General features: G+C 65.8%; 20 protein-coding genes. 12 read left to right on the top strand and 8 right to left on the bottom strand.

All coding sequences use genetic code 11. The annotated features are described in order from the left end of the window. Window positions 1–2: 2 nt before the first annotated feature. Window positions 3–968, bottom strand: coding sequence for a LysR substrate-binding domain-containing protein (locus ACOYR4_RS21895; RefSeq protein ID WP_422848042.1), 966 nt, complete (start codon window positions 966–968; stop codon window positions 3–5). A 292-nt stretch (window positions 969–1260) separates the two neighbouring features. On the opposite strand from ACOYR4_RS21895, the gene ACOYR4_RS21890 reads away from it, so the two are divergent. The 8 genes from ACOYR4_RS21890 to ACOYR4_RS21855 all read left to right on the top strand — a co-directional run bounded on the left by ACOYR4_RS21890 (window position 1261) and on the right by ACOYR4_RS21855 (window position 8208). Next, on the top strand, window positions 1261–1920 hold the full coding sequence (locus tag ACOYR4_RS21890) for a substrate-binding domain-containing protein (RefSeq protein ID WP_422848041.1): 660 nt from the start codon (window positions 1261–1263) through the stop codon (window positions 1918–1920). Between the two features lie 201 nt (window positions 1921–2121). Beyond that, on the top strand, window positions 2122–3156 hold the full coding sequence (locus ACOYR4_RS21885; RefSeq protein WP_422848040.1) for an amidohydrolase family protein: 1035 nt from the start codon (window positions 2122–2124) through the stop codon (window positions 3154–3156). A gap of 1 nt (window position 3157) precedes the next feature. Continuing rightward, the gene (ligK, locus tag ACOYR4_RS21880) at window positions 3158–3841 is read left to right on the top strand and encodes a 4-carboxy-4-hydroxy-2-oxoadipate aldolase/oxaloacetate decarboxylase (RefSeq protein WP_422848039.1); all 684 of its coding nucleotides are present in this window, start codon (window positions 3158–3160) and stop codon (window positions 3839–3841) included. A 98-nt stretch (window positions 3842–3939) separates the two neighbouring features. Next, window positions 3940–4944, top strand: a complete 1005-nt coding sequence (locus ACOYR4_RS21875) for a Bug family tripartite tricarboxylate transporter substrate binding protein (RefSeq protein ID WP_060984435.1) — start codon at window positions 3940–3942, stop codon at window positions 4942–4944. Between the two features lie 34 nt (window positions 4945–4978). After that, window positions 4979–5896: an amidohydrolase family protein gene (locus tag ACOYR4_RS21870; RefSeq protein WP_422848038.1), complete on the top strand. Its 918-nt coding sequence runs from the start codon at window positions 4979–4981 to the stop codon at window positions 5894–5896. Window position 5897: 1 nt separating this feature from the next. Then, on the top strand, window positions 5898–6338 hold the full coding sequence (gene ligA, locus ACOYR4_RS21865) for a protocatechuate 4,5-dioxygenase subunit alpha (RefSeq protein WP_422848037.1): 441 nt from the start codon (window positions 5898–5900) through the stop codon (window positions 6336–6338). Window positions 6339–6340: 2 nt separating this feature from the next. Further along, a complete protein-coding gene (locus tag ACOYR4_RS21860; RefSeq protein ID WP_422848036.1) occupies window positions 6341–7231 on the top strand; it encodes a class III extradiol dioxygenase subunit beta in 891 nt (296 codons plus the stop codon). A gap of 23 nt (window positions 7232–7254) precedes the next feature. After that, window positions 7255–8208 carry a Gfo/Idh/MocA family oxidoreductase gene (locus ACOYR4_RS21855; protein WP_422848035.1) on the top strand — a complete coding sequence of 318 codons (954 nt, stop codon included), beginning with the start codon at window positions 7255–7257 and terminating at the stop codon, window positions 8206–8208. Window positions 8209–8287: 79 nt separating this feature from the next. Here the strand turns inward: ACOYR4_RS21855 and ACOYR4_RS21850 are convergent, their stop codons facing one another. The 3 genes from ACOYR4_RS21850 to ACOYR4_RS21840 all read right to left on the bottom strand — a co-directional run bounded on the left by ACOYR4_RS21850 (window position 8288) and on the right by ACOYR4_RS21840 (window position 10838). Beyond that, entirely contained in the window at window positions 8288–8887 is a 600-nt protein-coding gene (locus ACOYR4_RS21850; RefSeq protein WP_422848034.1) for an ATP-dependent Clp protease proteolytic subunit, read from the bottom strand. A gap of 138 nt (window positions 8888–9025) precedes the next feature. Beyond that, window positions 9026–10342, bottom strand: coding sequence for a flavin-dependent oxidoreductase (locus tag ACOYR4_RS21845; protein WP_422848033.1), 1317 nt, complete (start codon window positions 10340–10342; stop codon window positions 9026–9028). A gap of 142 nt (window positions 10343–10484) precedes the next feature. Then, window positions 10485–10838, bottom strand: a complete 354-nt coding sequence (locus ACOYR4_RS21840) for a FlxA-like family protein (RefSeq protein WP_291441900.1) — start codon at window positions 10836–10838, stop codon at window positions 10485–10487. 136 nt (window positions 10839–10974) lie between these two features. Between ACOYR4_RS21840 and ACOYR4_RS21835 the strand changes: the two genes are divergently transcribed. The 3 genes from ACOYR4_RS21835 (at window position 10975) to ACOYR4_RS21825 (ending at window position 13543) form a co-directional block, all read left to right on the top strand. Further along, window positions 10975–11793, top strand: coding sequence for a sigma-70 family RNA polymerase sigma factor (locus ACOYR4_RS21835; protein ID WP_422848032.1), 819 nt, complete (start codon window positions 10975–10977; stop codon window positions 11791–11793). Between the two features lie 64 nt (window positions 11794–11857). Further along, a complete protein-coding gene (locus tag ACOYR4_RS21830; protein ID WP_422848031.1) occupies window positions 11858–12466 on the top strand; it encodes a YdeI/OmpD-associated family protein in 609 nt (202 codons plus the stop codon). Window positions 12467–12523: 57 nt separating this feature from the next. Further along, window positions 12524–13543 carry an aldo/keto reductase gene (locus ACOYR4_RS21825; RefSeq protein ID WP_422848030.1) on the top strand — a complete coding sequence of 340 codons (1020 nt, stop codon included), beginning with the start codon at window positions 12524–12526 and terminating at the stop codon, window positions 13541–13543. 171 nt (window positions 13544–13714) lie between these two features. On the opposite strand, the gene ACOYR4_RS21820 is transcribed toward ACOYR4_RS21825, so the two are convergent. After that, window positions 13715–14635: an OmpA family protein gene (locus tag ACOYR4_RS21820; RefSeq protein ID WP_422848029.1), complete on the bottom strand. Its 921-nt coding sequence runs from the start codon at window positions 14633–14635 to the stop codon at window positions 13715–13717. A 121-nt stretch (window positions 14636–14756) separates the two neighbouring features. Further along, the gene (locus ACOYR4_RS21815) at window positions 14757–15134 is read right to left on the bottom strand and encodes a DUF4398 domain-containing protein (RefSeq protein WP_422848028.1); all 378 of its coding nucleotides are present in this window, start codon (window positions 15132–15134) and stop codon (window positions 14757–14759) included. A 371-nt stretch (window positions 15135–15505) separates the two neighbouring features. On the opposite strand from ACOYR4_RS21815, the gene ACOYR4_RS21810 reads away from it, so the two are divergent. Then, complete coding sequence (locus ACOYR4_RS21810; protein WP_422848027.1) at window positions 15506–16609, top strand: mechanosensitive ion channel family protein; 1104 nt, start codon at window positions 15506–15508, stop codon at window positions 16607–16609. Between the two features lie 108 nt (window positions 16610–16717). On the opposite strand, the gene gap is transcribed toward ACOYR4_RS21810, so the two are convergent. Both gap and tkt read right to left on the bottom strand, forming a co-directional pair. Continuing rightward, window positions 16718–17716, bottom strand: a complete 999-nt coding sequence (gene gap, locus ACOYR4_RS21805; RefSeq protein WP_015016165.1) for a type I glyceraldehyde-3-phosphate dehydrogenase — start codon at window positions 17714–17716, stop codon at window positions 16718–16720. A gap of 88 nt (window positions 17717–17804) precedes the next feature. Then, window positions 17805–19886: a transketolase gene (gene tkt / locus ACOYR4_RS21800; RefSeq protein ID WP_422848026.1), complete on the bottom strand. Its 2082-nt coding sequence runs from the start codon at window positions 19884–19886 to the stop codon at window positions 17805–17807. Window positions 19887–19932 lie beyond the last annotated feature (46 nt).

Genomic DNA, 19932 nt, shown 5'->3' with positions numbered 1-19932 from the left:
CCTCAGGGGGGAGACCTGTACAACGCCTGCAGCGTCGTCCGAATCAGCTCCGCCATCGCCTGCTGCGTGAGCGTGGCCGGGCGTTGCGAGCTGACGGCCATGAACAGCTTGCTGCGCAGCCGCGAGTTGCCGCTGGCTTCTGCATCCTCTCCATCGCTGCCCGCGCCGTGGATGGGCCGGGTGCTGAACACCTCCGATTTGCCCGACGTGGTGACCGCATTCATGGGCAGCACCGCGCAGCCCGCGCCATCAGCCACCAGGTCCAGGATGGCGGCCACGCCGTCGATCTCCAGACTGATCTGCGGGCGCTTGCCGCGTGCGGCCAGTTCGGACTCCACCAGCATGCGGATGGAGTTGGGGCGCGTGGGAATCACCAGCGGAAAACGCGGCAGCTCGTCCAGCGGCAGGGGCGTGCGGGCCAGGGCATCAGCCTCTGCCTCGCTCTGGCCGGGGGCGCGGCGCTGCACCAGAAACAGGTCTTCCTCCAGCAGCGCCGTGGTCTCGATGCCCGGCGCGGGCGTGGTGTTGTAGAGCAGGGCAATGTCGAGCAGCCCGGTGGTCAGCGATTCGCGCATGGCCACCGACAGGCCCTCGCTGATGGCCAGCGCCGCGTCCGGCATCTTCACGCGGAAGGCGCGCGTCAGCGGCACCGTCAGCACCTTGGCAATGCTGGGTGGCAGGCCGATGGCCACGCGCCCAGCCAGGGCGCCGCGCACGCGGCCCAGTTCCTCGCGGGCGCGCTCCACCTGGTGCAGGATGCCGCGCCCGTGTTCCAGCAGCAGCTTGCCCGCCTCGGTGGGCGTGGCGCCCCGGCCGTTGCGCACCAGCAGGTTCTGGCGCAGCTCCACCTCCAGCAGGCGCACCTGGCGGCTCAGGGCGGGCTGGGCAATGTCCAGCACCACCGAGGCGCGGGTAAAGCTGCCCAGTTCGGCCACGCGCACAAAGTATTCGATCTGCTTGAGGTCCATGGGCAAGGCTCTCTGCTATTTGCAATAGCTGTGGGTCAACGATCACGGAATGATATATCTGGTAGTGCCGGGGCCGCCTTCATGTTTGGGCCGCCGCTGCCCACAATCGGCGGCATGTATACAACTGCACGCACCGCCTGGGCCACCCGCAGCCCGGCAGGAGACAACGCATGACGCAGCCCGCCCAGACTCGCGCAAACAAGAATGCATCTCAGGCGCACGCTCTGGGGCGCATTGGTTGCACAACCCCTGATTTGCGTGAGGCTTTACTGTGATCCGAGGCATTTCTTCCATGGCCACGCGCCAGGTGCTGGCCGACCTGGCGGCCGGGTTTGCGCAGCAGTCGGGCACGCAGGCCGCCATCGAATCGGTGGGCGGGGTGGACGCCGCCAAGCGCGTGGCAGCCGGTGAGGCGTTCGACGTGGTCATCCTCGCGTCCGACGCCATCGACAAGCTTTTGGCCGCAGGCCACCTGGTGCCCGGCAGCAAGGTGGACTGGGTGCACTCCGGCGTGGCCGTGGCCGTGCCTGCGGGCGCGCCGCTGCCCGACCTGTCCAGCGAAGACGCCATGCGCGCTGCCGTGCTGGCCGCGCCCAGCATCAGCCTGTCCACCGGCCCCAGCGGCGTGGCGCTGAGCAAACTGTTTGAGCGCTGGGGCATTGCCGAGCAGATCGCCCCGCGCATGGTGCAGGCGCCTCCCGGCGTGCCCGTGGGCTCGCTGGTGGCCAAGGGCGAAGTGGCGCTGGGCTTTCAGCAACTGAGCGAGCTGCTGCATGTGCAGGGCATTCAGATCGTTGGCCCGCTGCCACCGGCCATCCAGATCACCACCACGTTTTCCGCAGGCATCGGCGTGCATTCGCAGCAGGTGGATGCGGCGCGTTCGCTGCTGGCCTACCTGGCCTCGCCCGCTGCCGCAGACGCCAAACGCAAGCAGGGCATGGAGCCCGCCTGAAGCGATATGAACAACCCCCTGAGTCGCTTCGCGCCTTCCCCCTTCTCTCGCATTGCGGCGCAATGCGGGAAGGTGGACACCGCCAGCGCGGCGGGGCGGCCCTTGCGCGGCGGTCCTGGCTTGTGCCGGGCTTGAGCATGGTCCACGCTCAGTAGTCAGCCCACGAACACAACCAACGAACGATCCAAGGAGCAACCCACTATGAGCCTCATCATCGACTGTCACGGCCACTACACCACGGCCCCCAAGGCGCTGGAGAACTGGCGCAATGCGCAGATCGCCGGCATCAAAGACCCGGCGGCCATGCCCAAGGTGGCTGACCTGAAGATCAGCGACGACGAGCTGCGCGAGTCCATCGAGACCAACCAGCTCAAGCTGATGAAAGAGCGCGGCAGCGACATCACGCTGTTCAGCCCCCGCGCGAGCTTCATGGCCCACCACATTGGCGACTTCAACGTGTCCAGCACCTGGGCGGCCATCTGCAACGAGCTGTGCTACCGCGTATCCACGCTGTTCCCCGACCACTTCGTACCCGTGGCCATGCTGCCGCAAAGCCCCGGCGTGGATCCCGCCACCTGCATCCCCGAGCTGGAAAAGTGCGTGAAGGAATACGGCGCCGTCGGCATCAACCTGAACCCTGATCCCTCGGGCGGCCACTGGACCAGCCCCCCGTTGACCGACAAGCACTGGTACCCCATCTACGAAAAGATGGTGGAGTACGACCTGCCCGCCATGATCCACGTGAGCACCAGCTGCAACGCGTGCTTTCACACCACCGGCGCGCACTACCTGAACGCCGACACCACGGCCTTCATGCAGCTGATCCAGGGCGACCTGTTCAAGGACTTCCCCACGCTCAAGTTCCTGATCCCGCACGGCGGCGGCGCGGTGCCTTACCACTGGGGCCGCTTCCGGGGCCTGGCGCAGGAGATGAAGAAGCCGCTGCTCGACGAGCACCTGATGAACAACGTGTACTTCGACACCTGCGTGTACCACCAGCCCGGCATCGACCTGCTGAACACCGTGATTCCGGTGAAGAACGTGCTGTTTGCCAGCGAAATGATCGGCGCGGTGCGGGGCATTGACCCCACCACCGGCAACTACTACGACGACACCAAGCGCTACATCGAGGCCTCCACCATCCTGAGTGCCGACGAAAAGCACCAGATTTACGAAGCCAACACGCGCCGCGTGTTCTCCCGACTCGATTCACGCCTGAAGGCAAAGGGGCTCTGACATGTTTGAACTTGGCGTTGTCTACCGCAACATCACCCGCGCTGACCGCGCAGCGGCCGACGGCCTGGCCGCCCTCGGCTCGGCCACCGTGCACGAGGCCATGGGCCGCGTGGGCCTGCTCAAGCCCTACATGCGCCCCATCTACAGTGGCCAGCAGGTCAGCGGCACGGCCGTCACCGTGCTGCTGCAGCCCGGCGACAACTGGATGATGCATGTGGCTGCCGAGCAGATCCAGCCCGGCGACATCGTGGTGGCGGCCGTCACCTCTGAATGCACCGACGGCTACTTTGGCGACCTGCTGGCCACCAGCTTCCAGGCACGGGGCGCGCGCGCCCTCATCATCGACGCCGGTGTGCGCGACGTGAAGACGCTGCAGGAGATGAACTTCCCCGTGTGGAGCAAGGCCATCAGCAGCAAGGGCACCATCAAGGCCACGCTGGGCTCGGTCAACATCCCTGTGGTGTGCGCTGGTGCGCTGGTCACGCCGGGCGACGTGATCGTGGCCGACGACGATGGCGTGGTGTGTGTGCCCGCCGCCCGTGCAGTCGAGACGCTGGCCGCCGCGCAAAAGCGCGAGAGCTTTGAAGGCGAGAAGCGCACCAAGCTCGCCAGCGGCGTGCTTGGCCTCGACATGTACAACATGCGCCCCGGCCTGGAGAAGGCGGGCCTCAAGTACATCGACTGAGCGGTTTTTCAGCCTTTTGGGCTGCAAGCGCTAGTGAATAATGCGCTTGTAGCTATGCAATTTATAGCAAACAGTTTCTTCAGAAGCTTCTTCTTTCCATGCGTTGTTCCGTGCCTCCCGTTTCCCTTTCCCGCCGTGCAGGCCTGGCCCTGGGCCTGGCGGCTGCGCTGGGCTGTGTGCCCCAGCTCGCCTCGGCGCAGGCGTTTCCGTCCAAGCCCGTGCGCATCATCACGCCCTTCCCGGTGGGTGGTGGGCCGGACGGCGTGGCCCGCCTAGTGGCCGACAAGTTGTCCAAAAGCTGGGGTCAGCCCGTGGTGGTCGAGAACCGCCCCGGTGGCAATGGCTTCATCGCCATCGACGCGTTCAAGCGCGGCGCCAAGGACGGGCATGACCTGATCGTGCTCGACAACGTGCACCTGGCCGCCTACCCCAGCCTGTTCAAGAAGCTGCCTTACGACACGGCCAAGGACTTCGACACACTGCTGCCGCTGTTCAAGACCTACTTCTTCTTCACCGTGGCCGCCAACAGCAAGTACAAGGCCGTGAGCGACATCGTGGCCGACGCCAAGGCCAACCCTGGCAAGCTCAACTACGGCTCCTGGTCCATCGGCAACCCGGTGCACCTGGGCTCCGAGCTGTTTGAAAGCGCCACCGGCACGCAGATGGAGCACGTGCTCTACAAAGAGACCACGCAGCTCTACACCTCGGTCTCCACCGGCGAGCTGTCGTTTGCGCTGGGCAGTGCTGCCACCGCCGGGCCGCTGCAGCGCGCGGGCAAGCTGCGCTTTCTGGCCGTCACTGCGCCGCAGCGCCTGGCCAGCTTTCCGGACGTGCCCACCGTGGGCGAATCGGGTGGCCCCAAGGGCTTTGAGGTGACTGGGTGGAACGCCATTGCCGTGCCGCCCGGCCTGCCCGCCGCCGTGACCGACAAGATCCGCAAGGACATCGAGCAAGCCCTCTCCGGCGCCGATGTGCAGGAGAAGTTCAAGAGCTTTGGCTACGAGCCCTTCCCCACCACCCGCGCGCAATTCACCCAGTTCGTCAAGGACGAGAGCCAGCGCTTTGGCGAGGTGATCAAGAAGGCCAACGTGTCCCTCGACTGACCCGCCCCCACCCAGCAACCTAGGACCCACGCCCATGAGCGAATTCACCAAGACCCCCGGCTGGCTGGACTGGTACGCCGGCCCCAGCAAACCCCGTTTCCAGGTGCCTGCAGGCGCGGTGGACGCGCACTGCCACGTGTTCGGCCCCGGGGCAGAGTTCCCCTACGCCCCCGAGCGCAAGTACACCCCCTGCGACGCCAGCAAGCACCAGCTGTACGCGCTGCGCGACCACCTGGGCTTTGCACGCAACGTGGTCGTGCAGGCCACCTGCCACGGTGCGGACAACCGCGCCATGGTGGATGCGCTGGTGCACTCCGGCGGCAAGGCGCGTGGCGTGGCCACCGTCAAGCGCTCGGTCACTGACCAGGAACTGCAGGCCATGCACGACGCCGGTGTGCGCGGCGTGCGCTTCAACTTCGTCAAGCGCCTGGTGGACTTCACGCCCAAGGACGAGCTGATGGAGATTGCCGCGCGCATCGCCAAGCTGGGCTGGCATGTGGTGATCTACTTCGAGGCGGTGGACCTGCCCGAGCTGTGGGACTTCTTCACCGCACTGCCCACCACCGTGGTGGTGGACCACATGGGCCGCCCCGATGTGAGCAAGCCGGTGGACGGACCGGAGTTCGAGCTATTCCTGAAGTTCATGCGCCAGCACCCCAATGTGTGGAGCAAAGTGAGCTGCCCAGAGCGCCTGTCGGTCACCGGACCCAAGGCGCTGAATGGTGAGCAGAACGCCTACCAGGACGTGGTGCCCTTTGCTCGCAAGGTGGTCGCAGAGTTCCCCGACCGCGTGCTCTGGGGCACCGACTGGCCGCATCCCAACCTCAAGGACCACATGCCCGACGACGGCCTGCTGGTGGACTTCATCCCGCACATCGCGCCCACGGCTGGGCTGCAGCACAAACTGCTGGTCGCCAACCCCATGAAGCTTTACTGGCCAGAGGAGGTCTGAGATGCCGCTCGACAAACCCTACCTGGACGTGCCCGGCACGACCATCTTTGATGCGGAGCAAAGCCGCAAGGGCTACTGGCTCAACCAGTTCTGCATGAGCCTGATGAAGGCCGAGAACCGCGTCCGCTTCAAGGCCAACGAACGCGCCTACCTGGACGAATGGGCGATGACCGAAGAGCAAAAGCAGGCCGTGCTGGCGCGCGACCTGAACTGGTGCATCCGCCTGGGCGGCAACATCTACTTTCTGGCCAAGATCGGTGCCACCGACGGCAAGAGCTTCCAGCAGATGGCGGGCAGCATGACCGGCATGACGGAAGAGGAATACCGCAACATGATGATCAGCGGCGGCCGCTCGGCCAACGGCAACCGCGTGATCGGCGAAGACGGCGACGCACAGGCGCACCGGCAGCCGCAAGGTGCGGCGGGCAAGAAAGGAAATTGACCATGGCCAAGATCACCGCCTCCGTGTTCACGTCGCACGTGCCTGCCATCGGCGCTGCGCTGGACCTGGGAAAGACGCAAGAAGACTACTGGAAGCCGCTGTTCGCGGGCTACGACTTCTCCAAGCAGTGGATGAAGGACAACAAGCCCGACGTGATCTTCCTGGTCTACAACGACCACGCCACGGCTTTCAGCCTGGAGATGATTCCCACGTTCGCCATCGGCACGGCCGCGCAGTTCCAGCCCGCCGACGAGGGCTGGGGTCCCCGCCCCGTGCCCGTAGTGCAAGGCCACCCGGACCTGGCCGCGCACATCGCGCAGTCGGTCATCCAGCAGGACTTTGACCTCACCATCGTCAACAAGATGGATGTGGACCACGGCCTCACCGTGCCGCTGTCGCTGATGTGCGGCGAACAAGACCCCAAGACGGGTGCCTGGCCCTGCCCGGTGATCCCGTTTGCCGTCAACGTGGTGCAGTACCCCGTGCCCAGCGGCCGCCGTTGCTACAACCTGGGCCAGGCCATCCGCAAGGCGGTGGAGAGCTACGACGAAGACCTGAACGTGCACATCTGGGGCACCGGTGGCATGAGCCACCAGCTGCAGGGCCCGCGTGCCGGCCTCATCAACAAGGAGTTCGACAACGCCTTCCTCGACAAGCTCATCAGCGATCCCGAGGCCGCTGCCAGCATCCCGCACATCGACTACGTGCGCGAGGCGGGCAGCGAAGGCATCGAGCTGGTGATGTGGCTCATCGCGCGCGGCGCGATGTCCGATGTTGCGCGCGGTGCAACGGCCGATGTGGCCGGTGGCAAGCCGCCAAAGGTGGCGCACCGCTTCTACCATGTGCCCGCGTCCAACACCGCCGTGGGCCACCTGATTCTTGAGAACACGTAAAAACACGCCAAAGGACACACACCATGACCATCAAAGTCGCACTCGCAGGCGCTGGCGCCTTCGGCATCAAACACCTGGACGGTATCAAGAACATTCCCGATGTGGAAGTCGTCTCCCTCATCAGCCGCGACCTGGCCAAGACCCAGGAAGTGGCCGACAAGTACGGCATCAAGCACGTCACCACCGACCTGGCCGACAGCCTGGCCATCAAGGACGTGGACGCCGTGATCCTGTGCACGCCCACGCAGATGCACGCCAGCCAGACCATTGCCTGTCTGGAAGCGGGCAAGCACGTGCAGGTCGAGATCCCGCTGTGCGACGTGCTGGCCGATGGCGAGAAGGTTGTCGCCCTGCAAAAGCAGACCGGCCTGGTGGCCATGTGCGGCCACACCCGCCGCTTCAACCCCAGCCACCAGTACGTGCACCAAAAGATCACAGCCGGCGAGTTCAACATCCAGCAGATGGATGTGCAGACCTACTTCTTCCGCCGCACCAACATGAACGCGCTGGGCCAGCCCCGCAGCTGGACGGACCACCTGCTGTGGCACCACGCTGCCCACACGGTGGACCTGTTCGCCTACCAGGCTGGCAGCCCCATCGTCAAAGCCAACGCCATTCAGGGCCCCATCCACAAGGACCTGGGCATTGCCATGGACATGAGCATCCAGCTGCAGGCGGCCAACGGCGCCATCTGCACACTGTCGCTGAGCTTCAACAACGACGGCCCGCTGGGCACCTTCTTCCGCTACATCGGCGACACCGCCACCTACATCGCCCGCTACGACGATCTGGTGAACGGCAAGGAAGAAAAGATCGACGTGAGCAAGGGCTATGTGTCGATGAATGGCATCGAGCTGCAGGACCGGGAGTTCTTCGCCGCGATCAAGGAAGGCCGTGAGCCCAACGCCAGCGTGGCCCAGGTGTTGCCGTGCTACCAGGTGCTGCACAACCTGGAGCAGCAGCTCAACGCAGGCTGATTGCAAGCCAAATTGGCTGCCGGCGCTTATCCAATAAGCGCCAGCAGCTATTCATTTGATAGGGATGGGGTGTGCGGCCTCATCCCTTCAATGCCGTCTTGTGCTCAATGACGCGCGAGACCAGGCCGTAGTCCACCGCCTCCTCGGCCGACATCCAGCGGTCCCGCTCGATGTCTGCCAGCACCACCTCCAGTGGCTTGCCCGTCTGCCGGGCAATGGTGCCCGCAATTCGCTCACGCGCTTTCACCATCTCGCGCGCCTGGATGGCGATGTCGCTGGCCGGGCCACCCGCGCCGCCGCTGGGCTGGTGGATCAGAAAGCGTGTGTTGGGCAGGCAGAACCGCCGCTCGCGGGGTGCCGCCAAGTACAGGTGCGTGGCCGCACTGCCCACCCAGCCGGTGCCGATCATGTTCACCGGCGCAGAAATGAAGCGCACCAGGTCGTGGATCGTGTCGCCCGACTCCAGGTGCCCGCCGGGCGAGCTCACCAGCATGTCGATGGGCTCGGCGCTCTCGGCATCCAGCGCAATCAGCCGCCGCGCCACATCGGCGGCCAGCGTGTCGGTGATGGTGCCGAAGACGAGCAGGGTGCGGGCCTTGAAAGCCTTTTCTTCCAGGTAAGAGGTGCGCGGCTCGGAGCCTGGGGCAGAGGGTGGAGTGTGGGTGTCTGGCGTGTCCATGGGGCCAAGTCCTTGAAAAGAGTGACAGGACTGCCATGACGAACGAGACACGCCGGACGTGACATTTCCGTGCGCTGGCGCATTCAGGGGAGCGCTGCAGAGCGGACCGAATGGCCCGCTCTGTGCCCCTGGGACTGCTCAGCTCACCGCCACGCGCTGCCCTGGCGCAATGGTGGGCGGCGCCGCATTCAGTGTCTCGATCGCAAAGCCCGCCGCCGCCTTGTAGCGGGCCATGAAGCCCTCGCGCTCCTCGCGCGGCAGCACGTCGTCGATGTGGTCGAACACCCCACCGCAGCGCTCGTCCACCAGCCCCAGCAGGCCAAAGGGGCCAGAGCCCCGGTTGCGCAGCACCAGCGCAGAGATGTCCTTGCACAGCTTGTCGTCGTAGGCGCGCAGCGCCTGCGGGCCCACGCCATGCGCAATCAGCTGGGCGCCCAGCACGCGTGCATCCACAATGGCCTGGCTGGCCCCGTTGGAGCCCACGGGGTACATCACATGCGCTGCATCGCCCAGCAGCGCCACGCGGCCGTCCACCCAGGTGGGCACCGGGTCTCGGTCGATCATGGGGTATTCAAAAATGTCCTTGGCACCGCGCAGCATGGCGGGCACGTCCAGCCAGCTGTAGTTCCAGCCGTCGAAGTGGTGGATGAACTCCTCCAGCGCAACGCGCCGGTTCCAGTCGCCGTGCTGCCAGCCGCCCTGGTTGTCCACCGTGATCTCGGCGATCCAGTTGATGGTGGCCAGCCCTGTGGTCGGGTCGGGTGGCGTGATGGGGTAGAACACCACGCGGTGCCGCAGCGAGCCCACGCCCACAAACGACGCGCCCGTGCGCACCGGCACCCCCGGCGTGGTACCCCGCCACATGATGGCGCCGCCCCACTGGATGGGCGGCTGCGTGGGGTGCATTTGCGCCCGCACGGCCGAGTGCAGGCCGTCGGCCGCAATCAGCAGCGAGCCCGCCACTTCGCGTTGCGTGCCGTCGCGTGTTTCGACGATGGCGGTGACGCCATTCGCATCCTGCCGGTAGCCCACCACACGTTGCCCCAGCTGCACGGCGTTGTCGCCCAGGCGGGCTTTGACAGCGTGGTAGAGCATCATCTGCAGCTGCCCCCGGTGTACCGAATACTGCGGCCAGTGGTAGCCCGCCTCCAGGCCGCGCGGCTCGGCATACACCTCGTTCCCGTTACGGCCCACCAGCGCCCATTCGCGTGCCTGCAGGCCAATGGTGTCCAGCACGTCGTTGCCAAACCCCAGGTCGTGCAGTTCGCGCACGGCGTTAGGCTGCAGGTTGATGCCCACGCCCAGCGGCTGCAGTTCCGGCACCGTTTCAAAGACGATGCAGGGCACGCCGATCTGGTGCAGGGTGAGGGCGGTGGCCATGCCACCAATGCCACCCCCGGCGATCAGCACGGGGTGGGCGGAAGAAGGGTGTGAAGTAGTAGGTGCGCCAGACATGCCGAGATTGTCCATGCAATGGGGGGTGAAGCTTGTCGCGGACGCCGCAGGCCCATGCGGTGCCGGACGCATGCCGGGGGCGGTGTGCTGCAGGTTGGCAGCCGTCTCAGAGAGCCTTAGATCGTCAACACGTTCTTACTGGTCAGGCGTAGGTATCGACGTTGTTGCCCAGCCCAGAAGATGGAGTCTTTGCCGCCTGGGTCTTCTTTTGCTGCGCGGCATTGGCCGCCGCCTCTTCGGCCTTCGCCACCTGGGACAGTTGCTGCTCTTGCTGTTGCGCGCGCTGTATCGCCGTAATCTGGGCTTGCACCATCTGGATCTGCGCCTGCAGCAGCTTGGCCTTCTCTTGTTTGGCCTTGGCGTCCATGTCGGAACTGACCACGCCCTTGAGTTCCTCCGTCAGCTCGCGCAGCTGCTTTTGCAGCTTGGCGATGTCGCTGCTGCCGGTGGAGGAAGAAGGTTTGACGGGGGATGAGGTGGTGCTGGCAACTTGCATCCCTGGTTATCGGCAAGGCACCGGGAAAGTTGACGGGACTGCTCGCAAAGAGGGCGATTGAACTGAATGCCGCCTACCCATCCGAGCCATGGTCTGCCGATGTGCGGCTTGCCGCAGCCTATGGCACCATGCTCCGATGCAGAACGATGAACACCTGATGGCGCTGGTGAACGCCAACCGCAGTACCCTGCTGCGCGCCGCTACGCGCCTGCTGGGTTCTGCCGAGGCCGAGGACGCCGTGCAGGACGCCTACGTGCGTGCGCTGGAGGCCCAGGCCCCGGCGCTCAATGCGGCCCAGGCGTGGCTGTTGACGGTGGTGCGCAACCTAGCCATCGACCGCCTGCGGCGGCGCCAGTGGATGGCCCAATGGCTGACCGAAGCCACGCAGACTGCGCATGGCGCTGTTGCCGGTTCGGTCGCGCCCTCGGCAGAGGCCGATGCCGCGCTGGCGCAGCAAGCCACGCTCGCATTGCGGCGGCTGGCGGCGTGCGTCACGCCCATGGAGGGCGCCGCAGTGCTGCTGCATGCGGTGTTCGATGCCAGCCATGCCGAGCTGGCACAGGCCACCGGCCGGACGGAAGCGGCCAGCCGCCAGCAATTGCGCCGCGCATTGCAGCGCCTGCGGCAAGCCGAAGCGCAGGCCCGCCACTGTGATGAACGCGGTGAACCCAGTGACGGCGACCCGGCGGTGCTGCGCCTTTATCTGCAGTCTTTGCAACTACGGGACCCGCAGGCCCTGTGGGCCCTGCTGCGCCAGCCGCCCGTGAGTGCGATGGCGACGCAGCGCTCCGTGCAATCCGTACCACCGCGTGCCTCGCGCGCACCGGCCACGGTGGGTGGGGTGGTTCAGGTGGGCGGGCAACTGGGGTTGGTGCTCACGCTCGACGGCGTGACACTGTGCGTGTTGCCCCTGGGGCCCTGCGCCGAGCTGGCCCAAGACATCGTGGTGGCCTAGCCGACCCACCGGCACAGCAGCAAGAGCCCGCCCGGCAGCACTCAGTAAGGACGTTCGCAACACCATGGCCTCCCATACCACCCCTACCTTCTTCGCCACCCCCCAGGCATTCCGCCAGTGGCTGGAGCGCCATGCGGCCAGCGCGCCGGAGTTGCTGGTGGGTTTTCACAAAGTGGGCTCGGACCGCCCCAGCATGGGCTGGTCGGAGTCGGTGGACGAAGCCCTGTGCTTTGGCTGGATCGATGGCATCCGGCGGCGCATTGACGAGCACACTTATTCGATTCGCTTCACGCCGCGCAAGCCGTCGTCGATCTGGAGTGCGGTCAACATCGCCAAGGTGGAGCAGTTGCAGGCGGCAGGCCGCATGACGCCTGCGGGGCTGGCCGCTTTCGCGCACCGCAAGGCCGACAAGTCGGCCATCTACTCGCACGAGCAGGCGGGGGTGGCCGAGCTGCCGGTGGCGCTGCAGCGTGCATTCCAGCGCAACAAAGCCGCGTGGCGGTACTTTCAGGAATCCACACCTCCCAGCTACCGCAAGGTGATGCTGCACTGGGTCACATCCGCCAAACGCGATGCGACCCGGGAGGCCCGGTTTGCGCAGCTGGTGGCCGCCTGCGCAGCGGGTGAGCGCATTGAGTTGTGGGCGAAGCGGCCGTCCAGTACCAAGGCTTAGTCCGGCCCCAAGCCCGAGCCACCCGGTAGGTTGCCGCGCTTGCCGTAAGCTCGCGGAATGCAACAAAGAAACCTTGGACCTTTCTCCGTCTCGGCCATCGGCCTTGGCTGCATGAACCTCTCGCACGCCTATGGCGCGCCGGTGTCTGCCGAGCAGGGCGAGCGCGTGCTGCTGGCCGCGCTGGATGCGGGCGTGACGTTGTTCGACACCGCCACGCTCTATGGCTTTGGCGCCAACGAAACCTTGGTGGGCCGTGTGCTGAAGCAGCACCGCAGCCGTTTCACCCTGGCCAGCAAATGCGGCATGCAGGGCGTCGATGTGAACGGCGACGGCAAGCTGGTGCGCGTGATCGATGGCCGGCCCGCCACGCTGCGCCAGACCTGCGAAGACAGCCTGCGCCGCCTGCAGACCGATGTGATCGACCTGTACTACCTGCACCGCTGGGACAAGAAGGTGCCCATCGAAGACAGCGTGGGTGCTTTGGCCGACCTGGTGCGCGCGGGCAAGATCCGCAGCATTGGCCTGTCGGAGGTGTCTGCCGCCACCCTGCGCAAGGCCCACGCGGTGCATCCCATTGCGGCGGTGCAGACCGAGTATTCGCTGTGGACGCGCAACCCCGAGATCGCCGTGCTGGACGCCTGCCGCGAGCTGGGTGCCGCCTTTGTGGCGTTCAGCCCCGTGGCGCGGGGCTTTCTCTGTGGCGAGCTGCGCGATGTGAGCACGCTCGACGCCAAGGACATCCGCCGCGCCATGCCCCGTTTTGCGCCCGACGCCTATGCGGCCAACCTGGCGCTGCTCGACGACTACCAGGCCATTGCGCGCGATGTGGGCTGCACGCCCGCCCAGCTGGCGCTGGCATGGCTGCTGCACAAGGCCGAGCACATCATCCCCATCCCAGGCACCACCAGCGTGGCGCATTTGCAGGACGACTTGGGCGCCGTCGATGTGCGGCTGGATGTCGCCACCATGGCGCGGCTGGACGCGCTGATCAACGAGCGAACGGTGGTGGGCAGCCGCTACAACGCGCAGAGCGCGAGTGAAGTCGATACCGAGACGTTTGAAGACCGCGCAGCGTGAGCGGCGCGGTCTTTGTTGCGTTTATTGATATAGGCCGCAGAAACCGGCGTGGCTCAAGCCAGCGGCCGCCGCGCAAGGGCCGCCCCGCCGCGATGGCGGCGTCTCCCTGCCCGCAACGCGCAGCGGTGCGAGAGCGGGGGGAAGGCGCGAAGCGCCTCAGGGGGGTGTGCTTTATCTCCCGCGCAGGTTCCCCTTGTCATCTGCAATCACGATCTCCACACGGCGGTTCATGGCGCGGCCTTCGGGCGATGCGTTGTCGGCCACCGGGTGGGCCTTGCCATAGCCGCGTGCGGTGATGCGGCTGCTGTCCACCCCGCGCTGCACCAGCGCATCGCGCACGGCCTGCGCGCGGCGGTCTGACAGGTCCTGGTTGTAGCTGTCGCCACCCACGCTGTCGGTGTAGCCCTCGATCAGCAGCTTGCGGTCCGGGAACTGCTTGAGGAAGTTGGCCAGCTTTTCGAGACGTGGGGCCGCTTGGGCCGACAGCTCGGCCTTGTTGAAGGCAAACAGCACATCGCCCAAGGTCACCAGCAGGCCGCGTTCGGTTTGCTGGGCTTCCATGTCGCGCAGCTGGGCTTCGAGTGCGCGCACACGGTCCTGCGCGGCGTTGGCCTGTGCCATGGCGGCGGTGGCTTGTGCCTGCTGTTGTGCGGCGCGCTGCTCGGCGCTCATCGCCTGCTGCTGGGCCTGTTGTGCGCGCAGGCGGGCGGCGTCGGCCTCCTGGGTGCGGGCTTGCAGGCGGATGCGATCCGCTTCGCTGCCGGCCTGCTTGATATTGGCATCGAGCTGGCGTGCCCGGGCCGTGTTGGTAGCGATCTCGGCACGTTGGCGGGCGATGTACGCCAGGTGGTTGGTCTCAGACGTGTCCTTGTCATCGGCCCACACGCGGTCAGCCTGGGCCAGTGCATCGGTGGCCTGCTTGAGTTCGAGCTGGGCGTACTGGTTGACGGCCGGGTCGCCTGCCGCAGTGCTCACGGCAGTGCGGGCTTCTTCGAGGGCGGGCGACGGGGTGGTGCTGGCGCAGGCGGCCAGCAGGCCCACAGCAATCAGGCTGGTGCACAGGGCGGTGGTGCGGTGAAAAAAGCGTGGCATGGTCGGGTGTTCCTTGGGTGTTGGGTGAATTCAATCGCGGGGCCATCGGGGGCCTTGGCGCCGGTGTGCGAGAGGCGCAGCCGCCAAGTGGGGCGTACTCGGCACCGCGCAGGGCGCTGGACTAGCGGGGCGATCGGCGGTTGATTTCGTCTTGCAGTGCGCGGATGCTGTCCTGCACCTGGGCCAGGGTGGCGGCATTGCCTGCGGCGTCGGCGCGGGTCTCGGCCACGCGGGCATCGACCTCTGCCTCTGCGGCCAGGCGGCGCGCGGCCACATAGTCCTTTTCTGCCATGGCCTTCTCGGCCTGGATGAGCTTCTCGCGGGCCTGCTGCAGCTGTACAGGGGCGCTGGTGGCCACCGCCGGTGCCGCCGCCACGCGGTTCACGGTGGTGCGGGTGACCGCCATCTGTTCAGTAGGGGCGGGGGTGGACGAGCAGGCGGCCAGTGCGCCCAGTGCGAGTGCCGCTGTGGCAGTGCGGATCAGTGCAGTTGAATGCATGGTGTATGGGACTCCTCTGGAGGTTGTTGGAGACGCCGCACCCGTGTGGGGTGGGCAACCAGTGGGTTCTGCTGTTGATGCATTGTTGGGCCCCGCTCGGCGAGCGGGCGTAGGTCCCGCCTCTGTATCGCTGTCGGGCATGTCTTACGAACATTTGCACGCCGGGCGCTGACACTGTGAGTGCGACGGATGTGAAGGCCCGTTGGGGAACTCTCGCTTTGCAGGTGTCTCGATCAAGGGCAATACGCACGCACACCGCGTTGTCCCCAGGCCGCGCCATCTGCTGCCGATGCTTTTGCGCGGACTGCGCGCGCACGCCGTACGCCCGCGTTCACCTATCCCCATTGCACAACGAAGAGGAGAGTTACTGCATGCCGCCATCCACGTTTTTCACCTGGGTCCAGGAGACCACTTTTGCGGGTGTGCCGCTATGGAGCCTGTGTGTGGCCCTGGCGGCGGCTGTCGCTACCTACGCCGCCATCCTTGTGGTGTTGCACTTGCTGACCCGCCGCGCCAAAGGGTGGGCCACGCAGTCACACAGCGGTATGGCACTGACCCTGGTGGACGTGCTGGAAGGCACGAGCCGCACGCTGATGCTGGTGGTGGCACTGCTCGTGGGCGCCAGCCTGCTGGACCTGCCGGGCCGCTGGGAGAGCCGTCTGAGCCAGCTGTGGTTTGTGGCCGTGGCGCTGCAGATGGGGCTGTGGGGCATGCGCGCGATCGGCATCGGCGTGCGCCGCTATGTGGAGCGGCACTCGTCCAGCGGCATGACGCAGGTCAGCGCTTCGGCCACGCTCATGTCGTGGGGGCTGCGCACGCTGCTGTGGAGCGTGGTGCTGCTGGCCATCTTGTCCAATGTGGGGGTGAACATCACGGCCTTCATCGCCAGCCTGGGGGTGGGCGGTATTGCCGTGGCGCTGGCGGTGCAGAACATCCTGGGCGACTTGTTTGCCTCGCTGGCGATTGCGGTGGACAAACCCTTTGAGGTGGGCGACTTCATCGTGGTGGGCAACGTGTCGGGCACGGTGCAGGTGATCGGCCTCAAGACCACGCGCATCCGCAGCCTGCAGGGCGAGCAGATCGTGATGTCCAACACCGACCTGCTCAAGCAGACCATCAGCAACTTCCGCATGCTGGAGCGGCGGCGCATCGTGTTCACCTTTGGCGTGGCCTATGACACCACCCCCGAGCAGGCGGAGGCGATTCCCGGCGTGGTGCGCAAGCTCATCGAGTCGCACCCGGAGCTGCGCTTTGACCGTGCGCATTTCAAGGCGCTGGGCACCAACTCGCTGGATTACGAGGTGGTCTACATCGTCGAAGACCCGGCCTACAACCTGTACATGGACCTGCAGCAGTCCATCAACCTGGGGTTGCTGCGCGAGTTCAAGGCCATGGGGGTGGAGTTTGCATTCCCCACCCGCACGGTGCACATTGCCAGCGCACCGCCGCAGGCCCCTGCTGCTGCGGTGTCCTGATTGCGCAGGCGGGTACTGCGTAGGCAAAAAAAAGCCGGCAGCCTTTGCAGGCGGCCGGCTTGAACAGGGTAGTTACCTCTAGCGCTTTTTCAACTTCTCAAAGAAAGCTTACTTGGCGACTACGCGCACCATTTCCAGGCACTTGTTCGAGTAGCCCCATTCGTTGTCGTACCAGCTCACGACCTTCACGAAGGTGCCGTCCAGCGCGATGCCGGCGTCCGCGTCAAAGATCGAAGTGCGGGTGTCGCCACGGAAGTCGGTGGCCACCACCTTGTCTTCGGTGTAGCCCAGCACGCCCTTCAGCGCGCCTTCGGACTGGGCCTTCATCTCGGCCTTGATTTCTTCGTAGGTGGCGGCCTTTTCCAGCTCCACCGTCAGGTCCACCACCGACACGTCGGAGGTGGGCACGCGGAAGGACATGCCGGTCAGCTTCTTGTTGAGGGCTGGGATCACCACGCCCACGGCCTTGGCAGCGCCAGTGCTCGAAGGAATGATGTTTTCCAGAATGCCACGGCCACCGCGCCAGTCCTTGTTCGAAGGGCCGTCCACGGTCTTTTGCGTGGCGGTGGCGGCGTGCACGGTGGTCATCAGGCCGCGCTTGATGCCCCACTTGTCGTTCAGCACCTTGGCCACGGGGGCCAGGCAGTTGGTGGTGCACGATGCGTTGGAGATGATGGCCTGGCCCGCGTAGGTGTCGTGGTTCACGCCGAACACGAACATGGGGGTGTCGTCCTTGGAGGGGGCCGACAGCACGACCTTCTTGGCGCCTGCGTCGATGTGCTTCTGTGCCGTGACCTTGTCCAGGAACAGGCCGGTGGATTCGATCACGATGTCGGCGCCGACTTCGTTCCACTTCAGGTTGGCAGGGTCGCGCTCTTGCGTCAGGCGGATCTTCTTGCCGTTGACGATCAGGGTGTTGCCTTCCACAGCCACGGTGCCGTCGAAGCGACCATGCACCGAGTCGTACTGCAGCATGTAGGCCAGGTAGTCGGGCTCCAGCAGGTCGTTGATGCCCACGACTTCGATGTCGCTGAAGTTCTGGATGGCCGAGCGCAGCACGTTGCGGCCGATGCGGCCGAAGCCGTTGATACCAATCTTGATCGTCATAGGGAGCCTCTTCAAAGTTGCAAAGTCGAAATCGGGAATCTGCGGCTGCGCGCCCGCTGGCAGCGGGGCACAGCGGGCAGAAGAAGTTTTAGCGGGCCTTCTTGGCGGGCTTCAGGCGCGCAGCACCGGTGGCCACCAGCACGGCATCGGCCACGTTTTCTTCGGTGAAGCCGAAGTGCTTGAACAGCACGGGCGCGGGGGCCGATTCGCCGTAGGTGTCGATGCCCACCACGGCGGCGCAGCCGTATTTCCACCAGCCGTCGGTCACGCCCATTTCCACGGCCACGCGCGGTATGCCGGCAGGCAGCACGCTGCTCTTGTACTTGGCGTCTTCACGGTCGAAGGTGGTGGTGCTGGGCATGGAGACCACGCGCACCGGCACCTTCTTGTCGGCCAGCAGGCGCTGGGCCTTGAGGGCCAGCTGCACTTCGGAGCCGGTGGCGATGATCACGGCCGCGGGCTTCTTCTTGAGGCCCACATCGGCAGGCTCGCTCAGCACGTAGGCACCGCGCGAGATGTCGCCCAGGTCGCGCTTGGGCGCGTACGGAAGGTTCTGGCGCGACAGGGCCAGCACGGTGGGCTTGTTGCGGTTGGACAGGGCCACGCTCCAGGCCACGGCGGTTTCGGCCGTGTCGGCAGGGCGCCACACATCGAGGTTGGGGATCAGGCGCAGGCTGGCCACATGCTCGATGGACTGGTGCGTGGGGCCGTCTTCGCCCAGGCCGATGGAGTCGTGCGTGAACACGTGGATCACGCGCTGCTTCATCAGCGCGGCCATGCGGATGGCGTTGCGGCTGTAGTCGCTGAAGGTCAGGAAGGTGCCGCCGTAGGGGATGAAGCCGCCGTGCAGTGCCACGCCGTTCATGATGGCGGCCATGCCGAACTCGCGCACGCCGTAGTTGATGTGGCGGCCACCGATCTTCTGGCCTTCGGCCACTTCGGTCTTGACCACGTTGCCCTGCATGTCGAAGCGCAGGTTGGGCGTGCTCTTGGTGTTGGTGAGGTTGGAGCCCGTCAGGTCGGCGCTGCCGCCCAGCAGTTCGGGCAGTGCGGCGGTGAAGGCTTCCAGCGCCAGCTGGCTGGCCTTGCGGCTGGCCACGGTTTCGCCCTTGGTGTGGGCGGCCACCACGGTGTCCACGGCCACCTGGGCAAAGTTGGCGGGCAGGTCGCCCTTCATGCGGCGGGTGAATTCGGCGGCCAGTTCGGGGAAGGCCTTGCTGTAGGCGGCAAAGCGGTCATTCCAGGCGGCTTCGGCTTGTTGGCCGCTGGCCTTGGCGTCCCAGCCGGCGTACACGTCTTCGGGGATGGCGAAGGGCTCTGCCGTCCAGCCCAGGGCTTCGCGGGTGAGCTTGATTTCTTCAGCGCCCAGGGGCTCGCCGTGGGCCTTGGAGGTGTTGGCGCGGTTGGGGCTGCCCTTGCCGATGTGCGTCTTGCAGATGACCAGCGTGGGGCGCTCAGTCTGCTTCTTGGCTTCGGCAATCGCGTCCGCCACCTTGTCGGCATCGTGGCCGTCGATGGGGCCGATCACGTTCCAGCCGGCGGACACAAAACGCAGGGCGGTGTTGTCGGCAAACCAGGGCGTCACCTGGCCGTCGATGGAGATGCCGTTGTCGTCGTACAGGGCGATCAGCTTGTTCAGCTTCCAGGCGCCTGCCAGCGAAATCGCTTCCTGGCTGATGCCTTCCATCAGGCAGCCGTCGCCCAGGAACACGTAGGTGTTGTGGTCCACCACGGCATGGCCTTCGCGGTTGAACTCGGCGGCCAGCAGCTTCTCGGCCAGCGCAAAGCCCACGGCGTTGGTGATGCCCTGGCCCAGCGGGCCTGTGGTGGTTTCCACGCCGGGGGTGATGCCCACTTCGGGGTGGCCGGCGGTCTTGCTGTGCAGCTGGCGGAAGTTCTTCAGCTCGCTCATGGGCAGGTCGTAGCCCGTGAGGTGCAGCAGCGAATAGATCAGCATCGAACCGTGGCCGTTGCTCAGCACAAAACGGTCGCGGTCAAACCACTGGGGGTTGGTGGGGTTGTGCTTGAGGTGGCGAGCCCACAGGCCCACGGCCATATCGGCCATGCCCATGGGGGCGCCGGGGTGGCCGGAGTTGGCTTGTTGAACGGCGTCCATGGCCAATGCGCGGATCGCATTTGCCATCTGTTGGGATTGCTGGGTGTTGGCCATGGGGGAGTGGTTCAGGGTGGGAGGTTCAGGGGAAACCCGGCATTTT

The sequence above is a fragment of the Acidovorax sp. M14 genome (assembly GCF_049331375.1).
GTDB lineage: Bacteria > Pseudomonadota > Gammaproteobacteria > Burkholderiales > Burkholderiaceae_C > Acidovorax.
Note: the sequence above shows the minus strand (reverse complement) of the source record. Positions and strands in the feature narration are given on the sequence as shown.